This window comes from Arsenicicoccus bolidensis DSM 15745 (assembly GCF_000426385.1).
Lineage (GTDB): Bacteria > Actinomycetota > Actinomycetes > Actinomycetales > Dermatophilaceae > Arsenicicoccus > Arsenicicoccus bolidensis.
The window spans coordinates 33964-58837 of record NZ_AUFG01000002.1 but is presented as its reverse complement, the minus strand read 5'-3'; the positions used below and the strand labels follow the sequence as shown (position 1 = coordinate 58837).

At 72.4% G+C, this 24874-nt stretch carries 27 protein-coding genes; 15 read left to right on the top strand and 12 right to left on the bottom strand.

What is annotated here, in order from left to right:
• The first annotated feature begins 64 nt into the window (after positions 1-64).
• From K313_RS0101650 to K313_RS0101635, 4 genes are all read left to right on the top strand, one after another.
• Positions 65-1150 (top strand): S-(hydroxymethyl)mycothiol dehydrogenase, encoded by a 1086-nt coding sequence (locus tag K313_RS0101650; protein WP_029210152.1) that lies wholly within the window; start codon positions 65-67, stop codon positions 1148-1150.
• Complete coding sequence (locus K313_RS0101645; protein WP_029210151.1) at positions 1150-1788, top strand: MBL fold metallo-hydrolase; 639 nt, start codon at positions 1150-1152, stop codon at positions 1786-1788. Before K313_RS0101650 ends, K313_RS0101645 begins: the two co-directional genes overlap by 1 nt.
• A gap of 9 nt (positions 1789-1797) precedes the next feature.
• Positions 1798-2088, top strand: a complete 291-nt coding sequence (locus tag K313_RS0101640; RefSeq protein ID WP_029210150.1) for a YciI family protein — start codon at positions 1798-1800, stop codon at positions 2086-2088.
• Between the two features lie 73 nt (positions 2089-2161).
• A complete protein-coding gene (locus tag K313_RS0101635) occupies positions 2162-2650 on the top strand; it encodes a methyltransferase domain-containing protein (RefSeq protein WP_029210149.1) in 489 nt (162 codons plus the stop codon).
• Positions 2651-2736: 86 nt separating this feature from the next.
• Here the strand turns inward: K313_RS0101635 and pabB are convergent, their stop codons facing one another.
• The 7 genes from pabB to K313_RS0101600 form a co-directional block, all read right to left on the bottom strand.
• On the bottom strand, positions 2737-4134 hold the full coding sequence (gene pabB / locus K313_RS0101630; protein WP_029210148.1) for an aminodeoxychorismate synthase component I: 1398 nt from the start codon (positions 4132-4134) through the stop codon (positions 2737-2739).
• The gene (locus tag K313_RS21910) at positions 4131-4940 is read right to left on the bottom strand and encodes an aminotransferase class IV (RefSeq protein ID WP_029210147.1); all 810 of its coding nucleotides are present in this window, start codon (positions 4938-4940) and stop codon (positions 4131-4133) included. Before K313_RS21910 ends, pabB begins: the two co-directional genes overlap by 4 nt.
• A 56-nt stretch (positions 4941-4996) precedes the next feature.
• Positions 4997-5395, bottom strand: coding sequence for a type II toxin-antitoxin system VapC family toxin (locus tag K313_RS0101620; RefSeq protein WP_029210146.1), 399 nt, complete (start codon positions 5393-5395; stop codon positions 4997-4999).
• Positions 5395-5676, bottom strand: coding sequence for a type II toxin-antitoxin system Phd/YefM family antitoxin (locus K313_RS0101615; RefSeq protein ID WP_029210145.1), 282 nt, complete (start codon positions 5674-5676; stop codon positions 5395-5397). Before K313_RS0101615 ends, K313_RS0101620 begins: the two co-directional genes overlap by 1 nt.
• 49 nt (positions 5677-5725) lie before the next feature.
• Positions 5726-7042 (bottom strand): phenylacetate--CoA ligase PaaK, encoded by a 1317-nt coding sequence (paaK, locus tag K313_RS0101610; protein WP_029210144.1) that lies wholly within the window; start codon positions 7040-7042, stop codon positions 5726-5728.
• 59 nt (positions 7043-7101) lie between these two features.
• Positions 7102-7533, bottom strand: coding sequence for a hydroxyphenylacetyl-CoA thioesterase PaaI (paaI, locus tag K313_RS0101605; protein ID WP_205621784.1), 432 nt, complete (start codon positions 7531-7533; stop codon positions 7102-7104).
• A gap of 87 nt (positions 7534-7620) precedes the next feature.
• Complete coding sequence (locus tag K313_RS0101600; protein WP_029210142.1) at positions 7621-8862, bottom strand: 3-hydroxyacyl-CoA dehydrogenase NAD-binding domain-containing protein; 1242 nt, start codon at positions 8860-8862, stop codon at positions 7621-7623.
• Between the two features lie 61 nt (positions 8863-8923).
• Between K313_RS0101600 and paaN the strand changes: the two genes are divergently transcribed.
• The 4 genes from paaN (at position 8924) to K313_RS0101580 (ending at position 12515) form a co-directional block, all read left to right on the top strand.
• Positions 8924-10633 carry a phenylacetic acid degradation protein PaaN gene (paaN, locus tag K313_RS0101595; protein WP_029210141.1) on the top strand — a complete coding sequence of 570 codons (1710 nt, stop codon included), beginning with the start codon at positions 8924-8926 and terminating at the stop codon, positions 10631-10633.
• Between the two features lie 313 nt (positions 10634-10946).
• Positions 10947-11450, top strand: coding sequence for an RDD family protein (locus K313_RS0101590; RefSeq protein ID WP_029210140.1), 504 nt, complete (start codon positions 10947-10949; stop codon positions 11448-11450).
• Positions 11451-11646: 196 nt separating this feature from the next.
• The gene (locus tag K313_RS0101585; protein ID WP_029210139.1) at positions 11647-11976 is read left to right on the top strand and encodes an ArsR/SmtB family transcription factor; all 330 of its coding nucleotides are present in this window, start codon (positions 11647-11649) and stop codon (positions 11974-11976) included.
• Positions 11973-12515, top strand: coding sequence for an SRPBCC domain-containing protein (locus K313_RS0101580; RefSeq protein WP_029210138.1), 543 nt, complete (start codon positions 11973-11975; stop codon positions 12513-12515). Before K313_RS0101585 ends, K313_RS0101580 begins: the two co-directional genes overlap by 4 nt.
• A 145-nt stretch (positions 12516-12660) precedes the next feature.
• Here the strand turns inward: K313_RS0101580 and K313_RS0101575 are convergent, their stop codons facing one another.
• From K313_RS0101575 to K313_RS0101565, 3 genes are all read right to left on the bottom strand, one after another.
• Positions 12661-13611 (bottom strand): NAD(P)-binding domain-containing protein, encoded by a 951-nt coding sequence (locus K313_RS0101575; protein WP_029210137.1) that lies wholly within the window; start codon positions 13609-13611, stop codon positions 12661-12663.
• Between the two features lie 76 nt (positions 13612-13687).
• Positions 13688-13978, bottom strand: a complete 291-nt coding sequence (locus K313_RS0101570) for a GNAT family N-acetyltransferase (RefSeq protein WP_029210136.1) — start codon at positions 13976-13978, stop codon at positions 13688-13690.
• 1 nt (position 13979) lies between these two features.
• Positions 13980-14552, bottom strand: a complete 573-nt coding sequence (locus K313_RS0101565; protein WP_029210135.1) for an OsmC family protein — start codon at positions 14550-14552, stop codon at positions 13980-13982.
• A gap of 148 nt (positions 14553-14700) precedes the next feature.
• On the opposite strand from K313_RS0101565, the gene K313_RS19640 reads away from it, so the two are divergent.
• Positions 14701-16878: a GMC oxidoreductase gene (locus K313_RS19640; protein WP_029210134.1), complete on the top strand. Its 2178-nt coding sequence runs from the start codon at positions 14701-14703 to the stop codon at positions 16876-16878.
• Positions 16879-16931: 53 nt separating this feature from the next.
• Positions 16932-17741 carry a GTP pyrophosphokinase gene (locus K313_RS19635; protein WP_029210133.1) on the top strand — a complete coding sequence of 270 codons (810 nt, stop codon included), beginning with the start codon at positions 16932-16934 and terminating at the stop codon, positions 17739-17741.
• Positions 17742-18196: 455 nt separating this feature from the next.
• Here the strand turns inward: K313_RS19635 and K313_RS0101550 are convergent, their stop codons facing one another.
• Positions 18197-18739, bottom strand: a complete 543-nt coding sequence (locus tag K313_RS0101550) for a CGNR zinc finger domain-containing protein (RefSeq protein ID WP_029210132.1) — start codon at positions 18737-18739, stop codon at positions 18197-18199.
• A 115-nt stretch (positions 18740-18854) separates the two neighbouring features.
• Between K313_RS0101550 and K313_RS19630 the strand changes: the two genes are divergently transcribed.
• Genes K313_RS19630 through K313_RS19625 form a run of 3 tightly spaced genes read left to right on the top strand, consistent with a single transcriptional unit; the run spans position 18855 to position 21758 of the window.
• Positions 18855-19928: an EamA family transporter gene (locus K313_RS19630; protein WP_240483916.1), complete on the top strand. Its 1074-nt coding sequence runs from the start codon at positions 18855-18857 to the stop codon at positions 19926-19928.
• A 7-nt stretch (positions 19929-19935) separates the two neighbouring features.
• Complete coding sequence (locus K313_RS0101540; RefSeq protein ID WP_029210131.1) at positions 19936-20997, top strand: alpha/beta hydrolase; 1062 nt, start codon at positions 19936-19938, stop codon at positions 20995-20997.
• On the top strand, positions 20994-21758 hold the full coding sequence (locus tag K313_RS19625) for an NUDIX hydrolase (RefSeq protein WP_240483915.1): 765 nt from the start codon (positions 20994-20996) through the stop codon (positions 21756-21758). Before K313_RS0101540 ends, K313_RS19625 begins: the two co-directional genes overlap by 4 nt.
• Positions 21759-21931: 173 nt before the next feature.
• On the opposite strand, the gene K313_RS0101530 is transcribed toward K313_RS19625, so the two are convergent.
• The gene (locus tag K313_RS0101530; protein WP_029210129.1) at positions 21932-22324 is read right to left on the bottom strand and encodes a phage holin family protein; all 393 of its coding nucleotides are present in this window, start codon (positions 22322-22324) and stop codon (positions 21932-21934) included.
• A 41-nt stretch (positions 22325-22365) separates the two neighbouring features.
• Here K313_RS0101530 and hisC point away from each other — a divergent pair, with 41 nt between their 5' ends.
• Positions 22366-23517, top strand: a complete 1152-nt coding sequence (hisC, locus tag K313_RS0101525; protein WP_029210128.1) for a histidinol-phosphate transaminase — start codon at positions 22366-22368, stop codon at positions 23515-23517.
• A gap of 189 nt (positions 23518-23706) precedes the next feature.
• A complete protein-coding gene (locus K313_RS0101520) occupies positions 23707-24669 on the top strand; it encodes a hypothetical protein (protein ID WP_029210127.1) in 963 nt (320 codons plus the stop codon).
• Positions 24670-24874 lie beyond the last annotated feature (205 nt).

The window sequence follows — 24874 nt, the reverse complement described above, 5'->3', positions numbered from 1 at the left end:
GGGCTGGGCACTGGGATGGTGGGCGGAGAGACAACCGGCCGCGAGGCCAGGAAGGGGCGCCCCAATGCCCACCACCGTCAAGGGAGTGATCTCCCGAGCCAAGGGCGAGCCGGTCGAGCTCGTCGACATCGTGGTCCCGGACCCGGGACCCGGCGAGGCCGTCGTCGACGTCGAGGCGTGCGGCGTCTGCCACACGGACTACCACTACCAGCAGGGCGGGATCAACGACGAGTTCCCGTTCCTGCTCGGGCACGAGGCCGCCGGCCGGGTCAGCGCCGTCGGTGAGGGCGTCACCGAGGTGGCGGTCGGGGACTTCGTGATCCTCAACTGGCGTGCGGTGTGCGGGGAGTGCCGGGCCTGCCGCCGCGGACGCCCGTGGTACTGCTTCGCCACGCACAACGCCACGCAGAAGATGACGCTCACGGACGGCACCGAGCTGACGCCGGCGCTGGGGATCGGGGCCTTCGCGGAGAAGACGCTGGTCGCGGCCGGCCAGTGCACGCGCGTCGACGAGCGCGCCGGGGCCGAGGCGGCGGGCCTGCTCGGCTGCGGCGTCATGGCCGGGCTCGGCGCAGCCATCAACACGGGCAACGTCGGCCGCGGCGACTCGGTCGCCGTCATCGGCCTCGGTGGGGTCGGTATGGCGGCCGTCGTGGGCTCGCGTCTCGCGGGCGCGGCCACGATCATCGGCATCGACACCGACCCCCGCAAGCTCGACAAGGCGCGCGAGCTGGGGGCGACGCACACGATCGACCCGGCCGACGGGGACGTCGTCGAGGCGGTCCAGGCGTTGACGGACGGCAACGGCGCTGACGTCGTGATCGAGGCCGTCGGTCGCCCCGAGACCTACGAGCAGGCGTTCTACGCCCGCGACCTCGCGGGCACGGTCGTCCTGGTGGGCGTGCCGACGCCCGACATGCGCATCGAGCTGCCGCTGCTCGACGTCTTCGGTCGGGGCGGTGCGCTCAAGTCGAGCTGGTATGGCGACTGCCTGCCCTCCCGCGACTTCCCGATGCTCGTCGACCTCTACCTGCAGGGGCGGCTCGACCTGGACGCGTTCGTGTCCGAGACGATCGGGCTGGGCGACGTCGAGGAGGCCTTCGCCACCATGAAGCGCGGTGACGTCCTCCGCTCGGTGGTGACGCTCTGATGGCCGGCGACGTGCAGGTCCAGCAGCTCGTCACGTCGGGGACGTTCTCCCTCGACGGGGGCACCTGGGACGTCGACAACAACGTGTGGATCGTCGGCGACGATGACGAGTGCGTGGTCTTCGACGCCCCGCATGACGCCTCGGCCATCGCCGCCGCCGTCGGCGAGCGTCGGCTGGCGGCGATCGTGTGCACGCACGCGCACGACGACCACGTCAACCAGGCGGCCGCTCTCGCGGAGGCCACGGGCGCCCCGATCTGGCTCAACCCGCACGACCTCGAGCTGTGGCAGCAGACCTATGACACGCGCCAGCCCGACGAGGACATCGTCGACGGCACCGAGATCACCGTGGGCGGGGTGACGCTGCGGGCGATCGCGACGCCGGGGCACACGCCGGGCGGTACCTGCTTCTACAGCGCGGAGCTGGGGCGCGTGTTCAGCGGTGACACCCTCTTCCAGGGAGGCCCGGGCGCCACGGGACGGTCGTTCTCGTCATACGACACCATCGTCGACTCGATCCGCACCAGGCTCTTTGCGTTGCCCGACGACACGATCGTGCACACCGGGCACGGCCCGGACACGACCATCGGCGCCGAGCGGGCCGGCGCCGACGGGTGGGAGGACCCCAGCGCCGCCTAGGGTGTGGCCATGGCCTACTACGCAGTCCGCTACTCCTACTCCGACGACCCCCGCCTCGACGAGATCCGGCCCGAGCACCGCGCGTTCCTCGGCCGGCTCGCCGAGGCGGGGTCGCTGCAGGCGTCCGGTCCCTACGTCGACGTGAAGCCGGCGTCGGCGCTGCTGATCCTCCGCGCCGACAGCGCCGACGAGGTGCGCTCGCTGCTGGGGGACGATCCCTTCCAGCAGCACGGCCTCGTCGCCGGGATCGACGTCACCGAGTGGAACCCCGTCATCGGCGTCTTCGCCGCCCAGCCCTGACCCGCCGGGGGCCGAGGCATCGGCCGGCCTTCGTTCGCCAGGCTGATGCCTCGGCCCCCGGTAGGTTCTGGCCATGAGCGAGCAGCAGGGCACCGACGTCGACGTCGACTGGGCCGTCGCCCGGGACGCCAACCGCGCCAACTGGGACGAGCGGGCGGGCCTGCACGAGGTCGCCTACGGGATCGAGCGCTACGCCGAGGACCCGGCATACCTCTCCACCGTGGTCAGCGACGACCTGCCCGCCCTCGCCGCCCACCTGCCGCAGGGCTCGCTGCGCGGCCTCGACGTCGTGCACCTGCAGTGCCACATCGGCACCGACACCATCAGCCTGGCCCGCGCCGGCGGTCGTATGACGGGGGTCGACTTCTCGCTGTCGTCGCTGGCAGCCGCGCGTCGGCTCGCCGCCACGACCGGGACCGAGGTCACGTGGGTCGAATCGGACGTGCTCGACGCCCGCGCCGCCGTGACCGGTCACTTCGACGTGGTCTACACCAGCATCGGCACGATCGGCTGGCTCGGCGATCTCGGGCGTTGGGCCGACCAGGTGGCGCGAAAGCCCTGACGCGCCTGTTGGCCCCACCCCGCGGCATCGGGTGAGTCTGCTGCGGGTAGACGAGCAGTGAAGTCACCCGATCGCGACCGGGAAGGTCAGGGTCGGAGGGCGGGTAGGACGGCGGCGGCCTTGAGCAGCATCTCGTCGGTCTCGGCCTGCGGGTCCGAGTCCAGGACGATCGCCCCGCCCGCGCCGATCTCGACCTGCCCGTGGTGCATGACGGCGGTGCGGATCACGACGGACAGGTCCACCGCGCCGCTGCGGTCGACGAAACCCAGTGCCCCTGAGTAGATCCCGCGCGCCCGCGTCTCGAGCTCGTCGATGATCTGCATGGTGCGGTGCTTGGGGGCGCCCGTCATCGACCCGCCGGGGAAGCACGCCTCGAGGGCGTCGATCGCGGTGCGGTCCTCGGCAAGCCGCCCGCGCACGGTCGTCACGAGCTGGTGCACGGTCGCGTAGGACTCGACGTGCATGAGTCGAGGCACGTGGATCGTCGCCGGGTCGCAGACGCGTGACAGGTCGTTGCGCAGCAGGTCGGCGATCATGAGGTTCTCGGCACGGGTCTTGGCGTCGGCGGCGAGATCGGCTGCGGCACGGGCATCGTGGGTGGGGTCGGTATGACGCCTTGCCGTCCCCTTGATCGGCTTGGTGGACACCTCGCCGTCACGCGTCACGCGCAGGAACAGCTCGGGGCTGGCCGACAGGACGTGCCGGTCCCCGAGGCGGAGGTAGGCCGCGTGCGGGGCCGGGTTGAGCCGGCGCAGCCGCAGATAGATGTCGAACGGGTCGTCGTGCGACTCCGCGAGAACCGTGTCGGTCAGGCAGATCTCGTAGGACTCGCCGCGCCGCAGCGCGTCGAGGCAGGCCTCGACGTCCTGGCGGTACTGCGCGACGTCGCGAGCGAGATGCGCTGTGGGGCGGCGCGGTTCGTCATCCGGCCATAGCGCTCGGGTGATCCCCGGAGCGCGAGAAGCCGCGCCCGACAATCGATCTCGCGCCCATGCCGCCCAGGCGGCAGCGGAGTCGCCGTGCGCGACCAGCCAGGCGTCGCCGGTCTCGTGGTCGAGGGCGAGGAGCCGGTCGCAGCGCATCCACACGGCGTCGGGGTGGGGCGACGTGTGGCGGTTGGTGGCGCCGAGGTCGCCCTTCAGCTCGTAGCCGAGGTAGCCCACCCACCCGTCGACCAGCTCGAACGGCGCGGCATCCTCGGGCGGCGCGGCATCCTCGGGCGGCGCGGCCCGGCGCCGCAACGCGTCCAGGATCGTCCCGTCCTCGCGGCGGCTGCGGCCACCGGCGGTGACCACGACATGGCCCCGGCCGACGTCATACGTCAGCACCTCACCCTCCGGCCCGGGCGATCCGAGATAGGAGAACCGGGCCAGACCGGGCTCGGCCCGCGCGCTGTCCAGCCAGCAGGCCCAACGGGATTCGCCGAACAGCGCGGTGTAGGCAGCGCCGGGGTCGACGGCGAGACCGAGCGGTTCTACGATCATGTCGTGAGCTGCTCGGGCAACGGCCCGATGGTCTCCTCGAGGGCGGTGCGGAGCAGGTCGTCGAGCCCGGACGTGACGGCGCCGTGCGGGGTGTCGCGGATCGCGCCGTCGGGCAGGACCCAGCTCGTCACGGCCTGGACCCCGCGTGCGGCATTGACCGCCCAGACGGGCTTGTCGAGCAGGGCGTCGACCGAGACGCGACCGCGCGTCAGCGGGTGCGGGGTGTCGGCGAGGGCGATCTCGAGGCACTCGATCGTGACCGAGGGCAGGGACAGCTCGTCGAGCGGGCGCGTGACGAAGTGCTGGCCGTCCCACCACACCAGGGCTGAGTAGGTCGCCTCGACGGCCTCGGGCAGCCGCTCCTCGACCCGCCACAGCAGTGCGTCGTCGGCGCCGAGCTCGCGTGCCCGCAGCTGCAGCTGGCGCTGCACGACCAGGTCAGGGCCCTTGATGTGCGGCCACTTGCGCGGGTCCGGCACGTCGGCGATCCACAGCGAGATCTGGGTGGGGGTGTCGCTCGCGGGCCGCAGCCACAGGGCGACGGCGTCGTTGTAGGCCTCCAGCCGCGGAAACCACCTGTCGGCGCGAGGGATTCGTGCCAAGACCTCGTCGACGACGACGTCCAGGTCCTGGAAGTGCACGAAGAACTCGGCCGTCGCGGCGAACCGCTGGATGTGTCGCTCCGGGCGCCGCGACCGCCCCTCCTGCACCAGCCAGGAGTCGATCACCTGCGGGGGGTGGTCGCCCGGAGGCTGCGGGCCCCACCACCAGCGCTCGCCGTCACGGACGGCCTCGGTCTTCTTCACGGGCGCATCGTGTCATGTATGCCGCGCCCCCTCCGCACGGGCCGCCGCCCCTCGCGTCAGTCCCGTCCTGGCGAGACGACCTCGAGCCCCGCCGCCGTCGCCGCGTCGATCATCCGCTGGTCATAGCTCACCACCGCGGTGAGGTCCTCGCCCAGCTCCAGAGCGGTCGCGACGTGGATGGCGTCGAGCGAGCGCAGCACGCCCGGCGGCAGCCGGCGGGCCCGCTCGGCCACGGCGGGGGTCAGCGGAAGGATGACCAGAGCACGTCGCAGCGTCTCGGCGACGGACGCTGCAGCCCCGCCGACCTTGGCCATGCTCCTGCCGAGCTCCACCTCGCCCACGATGGACGTGGCGAGCGGCTGGGGAGCGTCGGCCAGCCACCGCCTCAGCGCGAGCGACTCGGCCTCCGTGGTGCAGAGCTTGACCAGTGCCGACGTGTCGAGATAGGTCGCCATCAGAAGCGGTCGGCCCGGCCCTCGTCCAGGATGGCCTGGGTGTCGGTGCCGTCGTTCGGTGCGGGCTCGATCTCCCAGGCCTTGATGCTCGGATCGGCGGGGGGATGGGCGCCGTGCTTGCGCACCAGGTAGTCGATGCGCTGCTCGAGCGGCGACAGGGGCACCAGCCGCGCCATCGGGTGGCCGCGGTCGGTCACGAGGATCTCTTCGCCCGCGTGCGCGGCGGCGACGTAGCGGCTGGCGTGCTGCCGCAGCTCACGGATGCCGATGGTCTGCGTCATACGAGCAAAGGTAGCACCTGGGGTGCTACTCGCGGTGGCCGGACGGTGGTCAGGACATCCCGCGCTCGTCCACGATCCGGCGCGCCTTGCCCACCGACCGCTCGACCCCGCCCTCGGGCAGGATCTCGATGCGGGCCGTGGTGCCGATGCGGGACTTGATGTGGTGCTTGAGCTCGCGCTCGATCGCCCGCTTCCGCTCCTCGCCGACGCCGTGCTGCGCCTCGATCCGGATGGTCAGCTCGTCCATGCGGCCGGGGCGGGTGAGGACGCACTGGAAGTATGGCGAGAGCCCCTCGATGCCCAGCACGATCTCCTCGATCTGGGTGGGGAAGACGTTGACGCCGCGCACGATCATGAGGTCGTCGGTGCGGCCGGTGATCTTCTCCAGGCGGCGCATCGCGGGGCGCGCGGTCCCCGGCAGCAGGCGGGTGAGGTCGCGGGTGCGATAGCGCAGCACCGGCATGGCCTGCTTGGTGAGCGACGTGAAGACCAGCTCGCCCTGCTCCCCGTCGGCGACCGGCTCGTCGGTCAACGGGTCGACGATCTCGGCGAGGAAGTGGTCCTCCCACAGCGTCAGGCCGTCCTTGGTCTCGACGCACTCCTGCGCGACGCCGGGCCCCATCAGCTCGGACAGCCCGAAGATGTCCGTGGCGTGCATGCCCACCCGCTCCTGGATCTCCTGGCGCATCGCCTCGGTCCACGGCTCGGCGCCGAACAGCCCCAGCTCGAGCGAGGTCTCGCGCGGGTCGATGCCCAGCGCCTCCATCGCGTCGATCATCGACAGGAAGTAGGACGGGGTGACGAAGATGATGCGCGGCCTGAAGTCCTGGATGAGCTGGATCTGCTTCTCGGTGTTGCCGCCCGACGCCGGCACGACCGTGCAGCCCAGGTGCTCCGCGCCGTAGTGCGCGCCGAGGCCGCCGGTGAACAGGCCGTAGCCGTAGGAGATGTGGGCGAGGTCGCCAGGACGTCCGCCGGCGGTGCGGATGCAGCGGGCGACGAGGGTGGCCCAGGTGGTGATGTCCTCGCGGGTGTAGCCCACGACGGTCGGCTTGCCCGTGGTGCCGGACGACGCGTGGACCCGGACGACCTGCTCGCGCGGCACGGCGAACAGCCCGAAGGGGTAGTTGTCGCGCAGGTCCTTCTTGGACGTGAACGGCAGGAGCCGGACGTCCTCGAGCGCCGTGATGTCGTCGGGGTGGACCTGGCGCTCCTCGAGCTGGCGGCGATAGTGGGGGACGTGGTCGTATGCCGACCGCACCGTCGTCTGGAGGCGCTCGAGCTGGTGTGCGCGGAGCTCGTCGACGGACCAGCGCTCGGCGTCGTCGTAGAGGTCGGGTCGTTCGTCGATGGGGGGCAGTGTCATGTCGACTCCTTCGTCGTGGCCTGCTCGGGCGATGGCTGCTGGTCCGGTGGCTGCGTGGGTCAGGCGCTCGGTCGGGGCTTGAGGGCGCGGGAGCGTCCACGGAAGTGGGCGATGAGCTCACCGTCGCTCTCGCGCGTGACGGTGACGTCGGTGATCCCGTTGCGGCCGTACCGCGCTCGCTCGACGCCCTCGGCGAGGAGCACGTCGCCCAGCGCGGCGGAGCGGACGAAGTCGATGTCGCAGCCCGCCGCCACGGTCAGCTCGCCGCCGGCGTTGCAGGCGAGGGCGAAGGTCGAGTCGGCGAAGGTGAAGATGTAGCCGCCGTGCATGATGCGGTGGCCGTTGACCATGGTGTCGGTGACCGCCATGCGGGTGCGGGCCCGGCCGAGGCCGTCGGCCATCGACACCTCGACGAGCTCGATGCCGAGGTGGCGCGAGGCGCCGTCCTCGTCCCACATGGTGCGGACGTGGGCCAGATCCGGATCCAGCATGCGACTCCTTCGTCGTGACCTACCATCAGGTCGTCACATCAGCCTGGCGTGCGAACCCCGGCGGATGTGCTACCTCAGGTCGTCACATCAGCCTGGCGTGCTAACCCCGGCGGATGTGCCTACCTGAGGTAGGTCCTGGGTGAGGGCCTTGGACGGTCGGTAGCGGCCGCCCGGATAGATCGCGGCCAGCTCCTCGAGCTGGTCCTTGATCACGTCGAAACCGATCTCGCGCCCCCACTCGATCGGGCCGCGCGGGTAGTTGGTGCCGAGGCGCATCGCGGTGTCCACGTCCTCGGCGGACGCCTCGCCGCGCACCACGACCGCCAGGGCCTCGTTGACGAGCATCGCCAGCGTGCGGGCGACCGGGTCGGTCCGCACCGGGCCGCCGACGAGCAGCTCCACCGCGGCCTCGTCCGGCGACGCGTCCAGCGCCCGGCCGCTGTCGTCATACCGATAGACGCCCTGACCGGTCTTGCGCCCCAACGCCCCTCGCGCCACCAGGTCCTGCTGGTAGGCCGTCGGCTCGTAGCGCGCGTCGTGGTCGGTCTGCTCCCACACGGACGTGCCGACCGCGAGGTTGACGTCCTGCCCGATGAGGTCCGTGAGCTCGAACGGCCCCATCTTGAAGCCCGCCCCGCGCAGCGCCGCGTCGATGGTCGCCGCGTCGGCGATGCCCTCGGCGACCATCCGCTGCGCCTCGCCGTAGAAGGGCCGCGCCACCCGGTTGACGATGAATCCCGGTGTGCTGGCGCACCGCACGGGCGTCTTGCCCCACGCGCGCACCAGCTCGCAGGCCTCCTCGACCGAGTCCGCGCCCGAGCGCGCGCCCCGCACGACCTCGACCAGCGCCATCAGGGGCGGGGGGTTGAAGAAGTGCAGGCCGATGATGCGCTCGGGGTGCGCGATGCCCTCGGCGATGGCGGTGATCGACAGGCTCGAGGTGTTGGAGGCGAGGATGGTGTCGGCGTCCTGGCGGGCGGCCAGCGTGGCAAAGATCTCACGCTTGACCTCGAGGTCCTCCACCACCGCCTCGATCACGAGCCGGCAGGCCGGCAGCGACCGGACGTCCTCGGCGGCCCGCAGCCGACCCGCGGCCGCAGCGGCCTCGTCGGCGGTGATGCGGCCCTTGTCGGCGAGTCGGCCGAGCGTCGCCCGCAGCCGCTCGATCGCCTCCTCGGCGGCGCCGTCCCGCGCGTCGACGAGCACGACCTCGTGCCCCGCCTGCGCGGCGACCTGGGCGATCCCGGACCCCATCGCCCCGGCCCCGACGACCGCGATCCGCCCCGTTGCGGGCGTGGTGCTCGACTGCTCGCTCGCGTGGTCACTCATGCACGCATCGTGGCACGTCGGCAGCCTCGCGGCGAGGCGAACCCCTCGTTAGGATCGGGACGTGACCACCCAGGCAACGACGCCCAGCCACCCATTCCTCGACGCCCACGCGGCCACCCTCGACGAGGCCGCCGAGGCGCTGCGCACCCGCAGCTTCTACTCCCGCTATCCCGCCTCCCCGAGCCCCCGCGTCTACGGCGAGGGCTCCGCCGAGTCCGGCCTCGCCGCGTATGACGCGCACGTGGGCTCCGCCTTCGCGCCGCTGGACGACCAGCCGTCGACGGGCGATCGGGTGGGTGACGAGGTGTCGCCATACGGCCCGACCCTCGCGATCACCTATCCCGTGCTCGACCTCGACGAGGCGCTCCCGGCGGCGCGCGCGGCCATGCGCGCCTGGCGTGACGCCGGTCCCCGGGTCCGCGCGGCCGTCTGCGTCGAGATGATCGACCGGCTCAACAAGCGGTCCTTCGAGATGGCCAATGCGGTCATGCACACGAGCGGTCAGCCGTTCGTCATGAGCTTCCAGGCCGGTGGCCCCGAGGCGCAGGACCGCGCACTCGAGGCCGTGACCGCCGCCCTGGTCGAGCAGGAGCGCATCCCCGCGTCCGTGACCTGGGAGAAGCCCGCCAAGGGCGAGCCCCTGCGCCTGCAGAAGGACTACAAGGTCGTCGGCCGTGGCGTCGGCCTGGTCATCGGCTGCAACACCTTCCCGACGTGGAACGCCTACCCCGGCATCTTCGCCTCGCTGGCCACCGCCAACGCCGTCGTCATCAAGCCCCACCCGCGCGCGATCCTGCCGCTGGCCATCACGGTCGCCGTCTGCCGCGACGTCCTGGCCGAGGCGGGCTTCGACCGGGCGCTGGTGCAGCTGGCCGCGGACCGCGACGGCGGCACCCTCGCCAAGGACCTCGCCGAGCGCGACGAGATCGCGATCATCGACTACACCGGCGGGCCGGGCTTCGGCGCCTGGCTCGAGACCGAGGCGGCCGCGCGCGGCAAGCTCGTCTACACCGAGAAGGCCGGCGTCAACACGATCGTCGTCGACTCCACCGACGCGCTGAAGGCGACGCTGGGCAACCTCGCGTTCTCCCTCTCGCTCTACTCCGGGCAGATGTGCACCGCCCCGCAGAACATCTACGTCCCCAAGACCGGCGTCGACACCGACGAGGGGCACCTGTCCGCCGACGAGTTCGCCGACCGGCTCGGCGCCGCGGTCGCGCGCTTCACCGGCGACGACGCCAAGGCCGTCGAGGTCCTCGGCGCCACCGTCAACGACAAGGTCCGCTCCAACGCCGGGTCGCTCGCCGAGATCGCCGCCGAGGGGGAGGGGCGGGTCGTGCTCGACACGCGCGCCGTGACCCACCCCGCGTGGCCGGACGCCGTCGTGCGGACGCCCGGGATCGTGCAGCTCGACGTGCGGCACGAGGACGTCTACACCCAGGAGTACTTCGGGCCGGTGTCGTTCGTGATCGCCACCGAGTCCACCGAGCAGTCGCTCGCCCAGCTCGCCGACACGGTGGCCGAGCACGGCGCGATGACGGCGTCGGTCTACTCCACCTCGCAGGCCGTGCTGGAGGAGGCGCGCGAGGCCGCGGCCGACGGCGGGGTCGCCCTCTCGGAGAACCTCACCGGTCAGGTCTTCGTCAACCAGACCTCGGCGTTCTCGGACTACCACGGCACCGGCGCCAACCCGGCGGCCAACGCGGCCTACTCCGACGCGGCGTTCGTCGCCAACCGGTTCCGCGTGATCACGAGCCGCCGCCACGTCTGACCTACCTCAGGTAGTCAGGTCCGCCTGGGTTGGCACGCCAGGCTGATGTGTCGAACCCAGGCGGATCTGTCCCACGCCAAGATTGCGGAGACCTGGGCACCGTGCATGGTGCCCAGGTCTCCGCGCTCGGGGCCGATCTCGTATGCCGACCGCCCGGCGCATCACCGATCCCCGCGAGGCGGCGGGCCCGCCATACGGCCGTGTGTCTGTCGCGCTGGGAGCGCTGAACCGGCCCGGATGAGCCCCTCCCCGGCACCGCCCGGCGTGCGTAGGCTGGGTGCCCGGACCCTCCCGACCGACCGTGGGGTGAACCATGCACCTGCACCCGCTTGCGCTACGACGGGCCCGTGCGTACGGGCGGGACTGCCTCGGCTATCTCGCGATCGCGGTCGCGACGGTGCCGATCGGCGTCGTCGCCGTCATGAACGGGTGGTCGGACCACCCTGTCTTCCTCGGGATCCTGAGCTCCGTGCCGCCGGTGCTCGCCACCCTGATCGCGGCTCGTGCCGAGTCGGGCCCGAGCGCCGCGACCTGGGGGAAGCGGCGCGAGGGCCTGCGGGTCACGACGGGTTCGGGAACGCCCGGGATCGGCAGGGCGCTCGCGCGCAACACCGCCAAGATCGCGATCCCCTGGTCGCTGGGTCACCTGGTCGCGTTCAGCGCAGCGAGCGGTCGCCTCGACGGCGGCGACGCGGTGGCGATGGGAGGCACGATCCTCGTGGACGTGCTCCTCGTCGTGATGGTCGCGATGACGGTGGCCGGGGCTGGACGCCCGCCCCACGATCGGGTCGCCGGCACCCGCGTCATCACGGCCTGACCTGGCGCCCTGACCTGGTTCGGCCGACCCACCTCGAGCGACGCCGGTATGCCGGCGCGCCCCGGCGCATCCCAGGTCCCCGCGACGCGGCGGGCCCGTCATACGGGCGGGCATCTCTCGCGCTCGGAGCGCTGACGTCGCACGTGCGACGCGCTATCCCTTGACAGGTGACTTTTTGGTCACCTATGGTCGAGGTGTGGATGACGACCTGGTGTTCAAGGCGCTGGCCGACCCGACGCGGCGGCTGCTCCTCGACGCCCTCTTCGACCAGGACGGTCGGACCCAGGGCGAGCTGGAGGCCGTCGTCGCGCGACGCACCGAGATGACGAGATACGGCGTGGCCAAGCACCTGCGGATCCTCGAGGACGCCGGGCTGGTCACGACCCGCAAGCAGGGGCGGACCAAGCTGCACCATCTCAACCCCGTCCCCATCCGGTTGATCCACGACCGCTGGATCGACAAGTACACCCAGCACCACGTCTCAGCACTCATCGACCTCAAACGATCACTGGAGGAATCCCCATGAGCGACACCCAGACCACCAGCACCACCACCAGCACCGCCGGCACCGCCACGACCGAGCGCCAGGCCCCCGAGATCCAGGTCTTCCGGGTCTACATCGAGGCCCCCGCCCAGCGCGTGTGGGATGCCATCACGACGCCGGAGCTCAGCACCAAGTACGGCTACGGCGGCATCGTCGAGTACGACCTTCGCGACGGCGGCGACTACGTCAGCCACACGACCGAGGAGATGAAGCAGATGGGGATGGGCGACATCGCCGTCACCGGACGCGTCCTGGAGTCCGACCCGCCCCGCAGGCTCGTCCAGAGCTGGATCGCCGCGTGGCACCAGCAGGAGACGACCCTGACCTGGGAGCTCACGGAGTATGACGGCCCCCTCACGGCGCTCACCCTCACGCACGACTGCACGGGCGCGCCCAATACCGCGCAGGACATCGAGGGCAGCGGCGACGCGGCGCAGGGTGGCGGCGGCTGGCCGTGGGTGCTGGCCGGCATGAAGACCTACCTCGAGACGGGTCGTCAGATGGCCGGCTCCGGCTCCTGACCTGCCTCAGGCGGATCCTGCCGGTTCGGGATCGCGGAAACCTGGGCACCGAGCACGGTGCCCAGGTCTCCGCGATGTCTGGGGCTCGAGGCCGTATGCCGGAGCGCCGCCGCCTCGCAGATCACCGCGAGGCGGCGGCGTGGCGTCATACCGGGGCCTGTCGCCCGTGCTGCTCCCAGAGGCGACCGAGGAGGTGCACCTCGGTGCCGGCCAGGCCGACGGACAGGTAGACGCGCCGCCCGCGACGCTGCGGCCCTGTCGAACCCTCTGCTGCCGGCCCTCCCGACGCGGCCACGATCTCCCCGAGCGACGCCACGCGGTCGGCCATCCCGGCGTCGGCCACGAGCGCCGGCGGGTCGTAGGCCCGCAGCTGGGCCGGCGAGTCCGTGACCACCAGGTCGGCGCACGCTACGAGGTCCACCGCGAGCTCGGCGCGCCCCACCTGCTTGGGCCCCACGGTGATCACGAGCACGTCGGGGTCGAGCCAGGCGGCGTCGATGACGGGGGAGCTGCTGGAGGTGGCCAGGATGACGACGTCCGCACCGGCGACGGCATCCCGGGGCGACGCGACGGCCTCGACGGAGAGCCCCAGCTCGCGCCGGGCGCGGTCGGCGAACGCCTCGCGGCCCGCCGGCGTGCGGGAGGTCACGCGCACGGCGCTCGGGGTGAGGCTCGCCGTGAGGGCCCAGAGCTGCGCCCACGCCTGCGTCCCGGCGCCGACGATCCCCACGGTCACGTCATCGCTCCCAGGCCCGAGGTGCCGCGTGGCCACCCCGCCCAGAGCGCCGGTCCAGCACGCCCCGAGGGCATGCCCGACGTGCACGGCCAGCACGCGCCCGGTCGTCGTGTCGTGCGCGACAGTGACCTGCTCGTCGGAGGTCGTGGGGAGGGTGTCGTAGGTGCGGTAGCCGTAGAACTCGTCCCCGCTGTGCCCGGCGGTGAGGACGAGCCGGCCACCCCCGAGCGGCGCTGCCAGACGAGGTGGCGCCTCGAGGGTGCCGGCGTGGTGGCGGGCGAGGGCCTCCTCCATCCAGCCGACGGCGTCGCCGGGCGTGAGCAGGGCGCGGACGGTGTCGTCGTCGATGGTCCAGGTCATGGCGTCTCCTGCGGGTGCGGTGGCGTCGCCGTAAGCGGCTCGGGAGACCAGCCGATCACCTCACGTGGACCTGACGTCAAGCGCCGTAGACGAGCGGCACGTAGTCGCGGTGCCGCTCGATCCACCCCTTGATGAACGGGCACTGCGGCATCACCTTGCGCGTCCCCTGCTCGCGCACGTCGTCGAGGCCGTAGCGCGCCAGGGCGCTGCCGACCCCCTTGCCCTCGTAGGCCGGGTCCACCTCGGTGTGGGTGAACACGACGAGCTCGTCGGTGAGGAGGTACTCGGCGAAACCCGCCAGCTCCCCGTCGATCCGGGCCTCGTAGCGGTGCTCGTCGGCGTTGTCGGTGACCTGGACGTCGCTCATGTCAGTGCTTCTCCTGCGGTGCGGGACGTACTGCCTCCTCGACCCTAGCCGCGGCCGGCTCCGGTGGCGCGGTCTCGGACCCGGCCTCGGACCCGGGCTCGCGCGCGACCAGGATCTCGGGCTCGTGGTCGACCGGGAAGCTCACCGACCGCGCGATGAAGCACAGGCCGGGCACGTCAGCGTGCAGCCGCCGAGCCAGGTCGACGTCGCTGCCGGCCGTGACGGTGGCCTGTGGCCGCAGGGTGACCCGCTCGAACTGCCCCGCACCGTCCGCCCCGGTCCTCATCACGCCGTGCGGGTGGTCCTCGTACGCCACCACCGTGACCCCCGCCTGCGCCGCGAGGTGGAGGTACCAGAGCATGTGGCACTGGGCGAGCGAGGCGACGAGCAGCTGCTCGGGGTTCCAGCGGGACGGGTCGCCGCGAAAGGCCGGGTCGGCGGACCCCGCGATGGGGGTCGGGCCCGCTGCGCTGACCTCGTGGTCGCGGGCGTACCCGGCATACGAGCCGGTCCCGGTGCCCCGGTTGCCGGTCCACGTCACGGTCAGGTCGTAGGTGTGGTCGTGCGTGGTCATCCAAGGTCCTCCTGCGCCCTCTGCGACCAGCACCGTGATGTGCCTTCGCACCTGCCACGGTGCCACGCCGACGCGGTGCCCGAGGCCCCTCCCCACCCTCAGCAGGCAGGTCTACCGTGGGAGGGGACCCGCTGGGAGGAGGCGAGCCATGCCTGACACCTTCGGCACCTTCGACGCCTTCGACGCCGACGTGATCGTCGTCGGCAGCGGCTTCGGCGGTGCGGTCGCGGAGGCCCGGCTCGCCCAGGCGGGCTCCACCGTGATCGTCCTGGAGCGTGGACGGCGTTGGGGGCCAGGCGACTTCCCCCGGGATCCCCGGCTGGCGGCCGGGTGGTTGTGGCGGATCGGCCAGGGGCTCTACGACATCCGCTGGCTCAAGGGAATGCTCGCCGTGCAGGTCGCCGGCTGGGGAGGTGGATCGCTCGCCTACGCCAACGTCTTCGCCCGGCCCTTCGACGCCGCGTTCAGCGAGCGCTGGCCGGCCCATCTGCGCCGGGCCGGGCTGGACCCCTACTACGACCTGGCCGCCCACATGCTCGACGTGTCCCCGGTGGGAGACGACCCGAGGACGGGGGAGCCGACGCCGCGCACCGTCCTGGTCGAGCAGCTGATGGCCCTGCGTGGCCGCCCGGACGCGACGGTGCGTCCCAACCTGGCCGTGACCTTCGGCGACCCGGAGGTATGGCGCGCGAATCGTCACGGGGTGCCTCGGCGCGGCTGCTCCTTCGTCGGGGAGTGCGTCCTCGGCTGCAACCAGGGGGCCAAGAACTCCCTGGACGTCACCTACCTCGCCGTAGCCGAGGCGCACGGCGCGCGCAGCATCACCGACGCCGAGGTCACGGCCGTCACGCCGGTCGACGGTGGCTACGTCGTCACGGCGCGGACGCCGAGCGACGCCACGGTCGCCCCGCGTGAGTGGCGGGCCCCTCGCGTCGTCCTGGCCGCCGGCGCCGTCGCCACCACCGAGCTGCTCCTGCGGTCGCGTGACGTCACCGGCACCCTCCCGCACCTCTCGCCGCTCCTCGGGCACAGCTTCTCCGGCAACGGCGACTTCCTGACCCTCGCCGAGCTGCGCGAGGAGCGCGGCGACATGACGACCGGACCGACGATCACCAGCACCACCATCCTGGACGTGCCCGAGGGGCGGGGCTCGGTCTGGTACCAGGTGCAGGACGGCGCGTTCCCCGTCGCCCTGCAGGAGCTCTTCGGCGCCATCGTGCCCGGCCGGCAGGTCCGCAGGTGGTGGCGGCGCCGGTTCGCGGGCCCCGACCCTCGACGCATGTTCACCGTGCTCGCGATGGGGCACGACTCCGGTGAGGGGACGCTGCGCCTCGACAGGTCCGGCAAGGCCGTGCTCTCCTGGCGCAACCGCTGGCAGACCCACCTGATCCGCTCGCAGCGCCGGGTCGGGCCGTTGCTGGCCAGCCTGCTCGACGCCCGGCTCTACAACCCCGTCACCTGGTCGCTCCTGCGCAGGACGACCACCGTGCATCCCCTCGGCGGCGTCCCGCCAGGCCTGGACGCGGCCACCGGGGTGGTGGACGAGGTCGGTGAGGTTCACGGATACCCCGGGCTGTTCGTGGTCGACGGCTCGGTCCTGCCGGCGTCCACCGGCGTGAACCCCTCGGCGACCATCCTGGCGGCGGCCGAGCAGTCCCTGGAGGCCATCATCCGTCGCGACGGGCGCCCCCACTGGCGCGCTCCCGAGTGGCCCGACGTCACCTCGAGGGTCGTCCCGGAGGACGCCGCGTCGAGCTTCTCCGCCGAGCTCAGGGCCGTGACCAGCGGAGGCGGCGTCACCTTCAGCGAGCGCATGGTCTCCTCGGCGCCGGGCCTGCCGCGCGTGACGATGCAGCTCACGGCGGTGGCGCGCAGCATCGACCTCTTCCTCGCCGACCCCACCCACACGCTCGCGGTGGAGGGCACGGTCGACGTGGAGGGGCACCTGGTCTCCGCGCCCGCCGCGGGCACGCTGTCCCTGTTTGCCGACGGGAGTGCGCAGGCGATGAGCTATGAGCTGCACCTCCACGGCGACGCCGGAGAGCCGTGGCGGTTGTCGGGGAGCAAGACGATGAGCGGCCGGGCCCCGGCGTCCGTGCTCCGCGACCTCACCACCCTGCGCGCCACCGTGCAGAGGGAGGACGGCACCGGGCCGGCCCTGCCCGTCGTGCTGCGGATCGGCCGGCGAGATCTGCTGAGCCTGATGGGCGCCGTGCGTGGCCGCGGCTTCACCCGTGCCCGCAGGGCTCGGACCACCGCCCGGTTCGTCGCGTTCTTCGCCGGGTCCACGCTGCGACGGGTCGCGCGGGCGCGCACCTCGCCCTGAGTCACTGCGACCGGTCTGGCGCACGTCCGGCAGAGCACGTCTAGTGTGACCGGGTGGACGATCCCCTCTCCGAGCGTCCGGGCCGTGGCGACGACGTCTCCGCCGAGCTGCCCGAGATCCTGACCTCGCTCAGCGAGGCCCGCGTCGAGCTGACGAAGTTCATCACGGCGTACCAGTTCGCGATCCAGGAGATCGAGACCAAGGTTCGCATCCTCCAGCAGGAGTTCCAGCAGCTGCACCGTTACAACCCGATCGAGCACGTCTCGAGCCGGCTGAAGTCGATGGAGAGCATCATCGCCAAGGCCCGCAAGACGGGCTGCGGGCCCAGCCTGGACGAGTTCCGGCGGGAGATCCGCGACATCGCCGGGGTCCGGGTCGTGTGCAGCTTCACGCCGGACGTGTACCGGATCCAGGAGCTGCTCTGCCGCCAGTCGGACGTCCGGCTCCTCCAGGTCAAGGACTACATCGCCAGTCCCAAGCCGAGCGGCTACCGCTCGCTGCACGCCATCGTCGAGATCCCGGTGTTCCTCTCGGACGGCAGCGTCCAGGTGCCCGTCGAGATGCAGTTCCGCACGAGTGCGCAGGACTTCTGGGCGAGCCTGGAGCACAAGATCTTCTACAAGTACGACCACGAGGTCCCGGCCGAGATCGCCCAGGGCCTGCGGGACGCCGCGGACGCCGCGTCGCACCTGGACGCCGAGATGGAGCGGCTGTCGGTCGCGATCCAGGACCTGACAGGGGAGGAGCCTCCCGGCAGCATGACCGTCACCCCGGGAGACGTCGACGACTTCCTGGCCCTGGTGCGGGAGTCGCGTGCGGGGAGGGGGCGTCCGGGGCCGGATGTCGCCGGGCCCTCCGCCTGAGCATGCTTCGTGGTCGTATGCCGGACGCCGGCCTCACGCCAGGTCGCCGTCTCCGGCTCCCGCCAGCCCGTATGACGAGCCGGCCACCCCATGCGCGGACGGTCCCCATCCGTGCACAACTGCTGCACTCCCGGTTGGGCTGACCACGAGTTCCGTTGTGCCGCAACAGGTGGGTGTCGGGAGTGCCGCGCATCTGCAGCAGTTGGTTCCGCAGCGGGTCCCACTCCTCGCCCCGACCGCAGAACTCGCACGCACAACGGCGCAAACGCGCAGGCCGACCGCTCCAGATCGCGCGTTGTGCATGTGAGTTCCCGGCTGCGCACGGGGCCGCAGGATCAGCCCGCCTTGGTCACATCAGCCTGGCGTGCGAACCCGGGCGGACGTGACTGCCTCAGGTAGACCCATCAGCCGGCCTCGGGAACATCGGCCTGCTGAACGAAGGCCGGTCGATGCCTCTACCCGCGGTAGGTCTTGCGGGAGCGGTAGGCCTGGACGGCCATGCGGTTGCCGCAGCCGCGGTCGCAGTAGCGGCGCGAGCGGTTCTTGGACAGGTCGACGATCACGCCGTCGCAGTCCTCGGCCTCGCACACCCGCAGCCGGTCGAGCTCGCCGGACCGCACCACGTCGACCATCGCCATCGCGGACTCGACGGCGATGCGGTCGGCCAGCGGCGCCTCGCTGGAGATGGCGTGCAGGTGCCAGTCCCACCAGCCCTCGTGGCGCACCACCTGCGGCAGCGCCTGGTGGCGGGCGAGCAGGTCGTTGACCAGGCCGACCACGCCCTCCTCGTCGAGCTCCCACAGCCGGTGCAGCTCGCGACGCAACCGTATGACGCCCGCCAGCTCGCGCTCGTCGTGCGCCCGCGCCCCGGTGTAGCCGAACTGCCCGACGAACTCCTCGAGGTCCTCCAGGGTCCGCAGGGTCGCCGGCTCGACGCCCGTGTTGACCAGCGCGGCCGTCGATACCAGAGCGTCGCGGGTGTCATGGGCAAAAGTCATCTTGACTCCTTACGGGGAGCAGGTCTAGCGTCATGAGCGTAAACCCACTTTGCTCATAACGCTCGCTGACGTGCGTCACGACCGTCGTGCCCTGAAGCCCTCGAGAGGAGTGCCCATGACCGCCATGACCCGCACCACCGACCGCGTCGACCCCACCGACCTCACCGTTGCCCCCACCCCCGCGGACCCGGTCGTGGACTCCCTGCGCCTCGGCCAGGTCGACGTCGACCCGCTGCCCCACGTCCCGGACGAGCAGGCCACCGAGCGCCCGACGCCGAGCCGCCCGCGCGGCGTCTCGCGCGGCCTGGTCCTCGCCCTGATCTCGGCGGTCGGCTTCGCGACGTCCGGGTCCTTCGCCAAGGCGCTGCTCGAGGCGGGCTGGAGCCCCGGCGCCGCCGTCACCGCACGCATCGCCGGAGCCGCGCTCGCCCTCGGCATACCCGCACTCTGGCTGATGCGCCACCGGCTGCGCGCCTTCGCTGACAACTGGGGCGTCATCCTGGCCTATGGCGTGGTCGCCGTGGCCGGCAGCCAGCTCTTCTACTTCAACGCCGTCACGCACCTGTCCGTCGGCGTCGCCCTCCTGCTGGAGTACCTCGCTCCCGTCCTCATCGTCGGCTACCTGTGGCTCCGCACCCGCCGCACCCCCTCGCCCGCGACGCTGCTCGGCGCGACCCTGTCCATGGCCGGGCTCGCCCTGGTCATCGACCTGTTCGGCGGCATCGGCATCGACCCGGTCGGCCTCCTGTGGGGCCTCGCGGCGGCGTGCTGCAACGCGACCTACTTCCTGCTCGGCGCCCGCGAGACCAAGGACCTGCCGCCCATCGCCCTCGCGGCCGGCGGCATGGTCGTCGGTGGCGCGGTCCTCGGCCTGGCCGGCGCGGTCGGCGCCATCCCGATGGTCGCCACCACCGCCCCCGTCGTCCTCGCCGGCCTGGATGCGCCCTGGTGGGTGCCCGTCCTCGGCCTGGTCCTGCTCGCCGCGGCCGTGGCCTACGGCTTCGGCGTGGCGGCGACGCGGCGCCTCGGCTCGACCGTCGCGTCCTTCGTGGGGCTCACCGAGGTGGTGTTCGCCGTGCTCATCGCCTGGCTCCTGCTCGGCGAGCTCCCGGGCCTCGTGCAGCTGGCCGGCGGTGCGCTCATCCTCGCGGGTGTTGCGGCGGTCAAGTTCGGGGAGTCGCGGGCATGATGGGCACGTGCCCTCGACCCGCCGTCCCCTGACCCTGCGCGCCACGCAGTCCGTGCTGCGTGGCGTCGCGCGCCTGCCCCGGCCGGTCCTGCGCCTCGTCGCGGGCCGGCCGCAGCGCGTCGACGGCCACACCCTGCGCACGGACGTCCAGGTGGCGCTGCGGATGCTCGACCTCGCGCCGGGCAGCGACGCGGCCGAGCTGACGCCGGAGCAGTGGCGCGCCGAGATCGAGACCGAGGCCTGGCTCTTCGGCCACCAGCCCCACGTCGCCTCGATCCGCGACGACGCGTTCCCGGGCCCGGCGGGCTCGATCCGCACGCGCACCTACGACCCCACGCCGGGCGAGCCGCCCCGCGGCGTCGTCGTCTACTTCCACGGCGGCGGCTTCGTGGCCGGTTCCCTCGACAGCACCGATCCCGTATGCCGTTTCGTCGCGCGCTATGCCGGGCTGACCGTCGTCTCGATCGACTACCGCCTGGCGCCGGAGTCGGCCTTCCCGTGCGCCGTCGAGGACGCGGTGGCGGCCTTCCGCCACGTGCGGGACCACCGCGAGCAGCTCGGCGGCGACGCCTCCACGCCCATCGCCGTGATGGGCGACAGCGCGGGCGGAAACCTCGCGGCCGTCGTGTGCCACCGCACCGTCGAGGACGAGGCCGGCGGTCCCGACCTGCAGGTGCTGGTCAGCCCCGTCACCGACTGGTCCCGCAAGTCGCGGTCCTACGCGCTGTTCCCCACCGGCTTCTTCCTCACCGAGGCGACGATGGACTGGTACGCCTCCCACTACCTGCGCGAGCCCGAGCAGGCGTCTCACCCCGACGCCTCGCCGCTGCTCGCGCGCCACCTCGGTGGGTTGCCGCCCGCCTATGTCCTGGTGTCGGCGTTCGACGTGCTCCGCGACGAGGGCCTCGCCTATGCCGCGCGCCTCGAGGAGGCCGGCGTCCCCGTCACGCTGCGGGTCGACGAGGACGGCACCCACGGCGACGTCAACGCCATGGGGGTCTCGCGCGCCAGCCGCGACCTGGTCATCGAGGTGGCCGAGGCCGTCCGCGACCTGCTGGTGCGCCGGTGATCGTCCGGGAGATCGGCGGCGGGATCGTCGAGCTCGACCTGTCCGGGCACTCGCCCGACGACCTGGCCGAGGTCGAGGCGCTGCGCGAGCAGGTCGCCGCGGGGATCGCCCGCGGGTGGCGCCGCGTCCAGGCGCTGCACGACCCCGACGACGTCGTCACGCACCGGGTGGCCGCCCGCCTCGGCCTGCGCCACGAGGGCACCATGCGGGGCATCGGTCCCGGCCACGGCGACCGCGTCGTCATGGCCCGCCTGGCGAGCGACCCCGGCCCCGAGACCCGCGAAGGCTTCCTCGGCGTCCTCAACACCACCATGCCCACCAAGCGCAACATCGCCCAGACGCTGCTGCGCGACCCCGACGGGCGTGTGCTGCTCTGCGAGCTGACCTACAAGCGCGAGTGGGACCTGCCCGGTGGCATCGTCGACCCCGGTGAGCCGCCGTCCGCCACGGCCGAGCGCGAGGTCGCCGAGGAGCTCGGGCTGGACCTGCCGGCCCGCGACCTGCTCGTCGTCGACTGGCTCCCGCCCTATCGCGGCTGGAGCGACGCCACCCTGTTCGTCTTCGACGGCGGGGTGCACCCGGCCGACCTGGTGGACCGGGTCACCTTGCAGCCGCGCGAGATCCGCGCCCTGCACTGGGCCACGCCCGAGCAGGTCCGGGAGCACTGCGCGCCGTATGTCGTGACCCTGCTGGAGCGCCTCGCCGCCACCCCGGCCGGCAGCGGCACGGCATACCTCGTGGACGGCCACCCCCGCGCCTGAGCCGGCCCCACCACCACAACCACCACCACCACGACCACAACCACCCTCGTCATTGGTCACCAATGGACGAATCGCGCACCCCTTGAACGATCCACAGCGTGATTGGTCACCGATGGATGAATCGCGCACCCCTTGAACGATCCACAGCGTCAGTGGTGACCAATGGTGGGGGCTCAGACCTCGTCGGCGTCCGGCAGCAGGATGTTGAGCAGCAGCGACACGAACGCCACGACCAGGGCGCCGAGGATCGCGTCCCAGAAGAAGCTGTCGACCCGGAAGTCCAGCCCGAGCGGACCCGCCAGCCAGGACGTGACCTGCAGCATGAGGGCGTTGATCACCCAGGTGAACAGCCCCAGCGTGAGGATGATCGCCGGCAGCGACAGCAGCTTGACGACCGGCTTCACGACCGCGTTGATCAGCCCGAACACGATGGCCACCAGCAGGATCGACAGCAGGCGCGTGGCGAGCGAGGGCTTGTCCTCGCCGAGGTGGATCCCGGAGACCACCATGGCCGCGACCCAGAGCGCGATGCCGTTGACGAGCGTCTTGATCGCGAAGTTCTTCATGGCCATATGGTGACATGTCGGCCCCCGCATATGGTGGTGCCATGACCGCAGCCGATGCCGCCACCAGCGAGCTCAGCCCCGACCGCGACGACGCGGCCACCCCCGAGAGCGAGGTGCGGCTGCGCGAGGCGCTCGCCAGCGTCCCCGCCTACGTCCCCGGTCGCCCGGCGCCGGAGCTGCCCGACCGCACGACCTACAAGGTCAGCAGCAACGAGAACCCCTACCCGCCGCTGCCGAGCGTGCTCGAGGTCATCGCGTCGGCCGCGACCACGGTCAACCGCTACCCGGACATGGCGGTGACCGAGCTGACGCAGGCGCTCGCCGACTTCCTCGGGGTGCCCAACGACCACATCGCGACCGGCACCGGGTCGTCCGGCGTCCTCACCCAGCTCGTGACCGCCACCTGCGGCCCGGGCGACGAGGTGGTCTACGCCTGGCGCTCGTTCGAGCTCTACCCCATCGTCACCGCGCTCGCCGGGGCCACCAGCGTGCAGGTGCCGCTCACCGCCGACCAGCGCCACGACCTCGACGCCATGGCCGCGGCCATCACCGACCGCACCCGCCTGGTCATCGTCTGCACGCCCAACAACCCCACCGGGCCCTCGGTCCACGCCGACGAGCTCGAGGCCTTCCTGGCCGCGGTCCCGCCGCACGTCCTGGTCGTCATCGACGAGGCCTACCTCGAGTTCGTCCGCGACCCCGAGACGCCCGACGCGCTCGACCTCTACCGCAACCACGCCAACATCGCGGTGCTGCGGACCTTCTCCAAGGCCTACGGCCTCGCCGGGCTGCGGGTCGGGTATGCCGTGGCGCCCTCCGAGGTCGCGGCGGCGCTGCGCAAGTGCGCCCTGCCCTTCGGCGTCTCGCGGATCGCCGAGGACGCCGCCGTCGCCAGCCTCGGCCTCTTCGCCGAGCTGGACGAGCGGGTGGAGGCGTTGGTCACGGAGCGTGACCGTGTGACGCGTGGCCTGGCCGAGCAGGGGTGGCGCCTGCCCGACACCCAGGCCAACTTCGTGTACTTCCCGGTGGGGGAGCACTGCACGGAGCTGGCCGAGGCGTGCCGCGACGCCGGGCTGGTCGTGCGGCAGTACGGCAACGACGGCGTCCGCATCACCATCGGCGAGGAGGAGGCCAACACGCGCCTGCTCGAGGTCGCTGACCGTGTCCGGACGCGCGTCCAGCCGGGTGACTAGTCAGCAGGGACGGTTTGCCTCCGGTTCACTTGTCGGTGACCGTGCCGTGACCGCACCATGGAGAGCATGGAGACACCCGGGTCTAGGCACAGGCCCACGAGACGGCAGGGGGGGGCGGCCTGGAGGCCGGCCCTCGCCCTGTCGGCTCTCGGTGTCTCCGCCACCCTCGGCCTGGCGGGCCTGTCGCTGATGACCGGCCCCGGGACCCTGGAGGGGGTGCTCGGCGGCGGGTCGACCACGACCCCCGGCCTGACGGCGACCGGGGGACCGGCATACGAGCCCGGCCGATCGACGGACGACCTGATCGCCCAGGGTCCCTCCGTGTCTCGGGCGATCGTCGTGCAGCAGGCCCAACGACCCGAGGCGCCGGTGGCTCCCTCGGACCCGCTCGACGGCGTCGTCCTGCTGTCCGCAGCGCCGCGCGGCCAGGTGCTCGAGCAGACCGTGATCGAGCCCGCGCAGGAGCGCCTCGAGGCCCTGGCGGCCCTGCTGCCGCTGCTCGAGGTGGCCGAGCCGCTGACCGGCGTCGACGCCGAGGAGGTGCTGGCCTCCATGGCCGACCTGGGGCCGGTCCCGGCCCCCGAGGCCGGCCCGGTCGTCGACGACGGCGCGAGCAACGCGTCCCCGCTCATCGCGCAGGCGCCGACGACGCCCGACCGCACGCCGCCTCCCACGCAGCCGCCGGGCGACGTCCCCGCCGAGCCCGACCCGGTCGGGGAGGACCCGATCATGCGTCGTATGACGGAGCCGGTGCCCGAGCCGTCGACGGGTAGCCCGCCGACCCCCACGGAGCCCGCGCCCGGGACCACGGACCCGACGACGACGCCCGGCTCCACGCCCACCGATCCCAGCACCACCCCCACCGGCCCCGGCCAGAGCCCCACGGGTCCCGGCTCGCCGACCCCCACACCCGGCACCCCCACCACGCCCGGGTCGATCGTCGGGCCCCTGCCGACACCGACGCCGACGCCCACGACTGCGGTGCCGACGTCGCCCGCCCCGACCGCGTCGCCGCAGCCCGGCCCCAGCCCGAGCCGCACCGGCGGGGTCGGTGGCGAGGACTCGCCCACGGCGACGACCGCTCCGGCGGCGCCCCCGGCTGCGTCCCCGGCGAGCGCCCCGCGCGGCACCCCTGCTCGCAGCGCGCCCTGACCCGGCTGGCGACAGGGGCGTGGCGGGCAGGTACGCTGCCCTCGCCAGGCCCAAGCGTCCGACGGGACGTGTTGACCGCCACGAGCGACCGGCCCGACGTCGTCACCTCGACGAGGCCGGACCTGGGCGGTGACCCCGCCCGTCGTGGCCCCGAGCCGGGCCGAGCAGCGACCCTGCCCGGCCCGAGGATCGAAGGAGATCACCC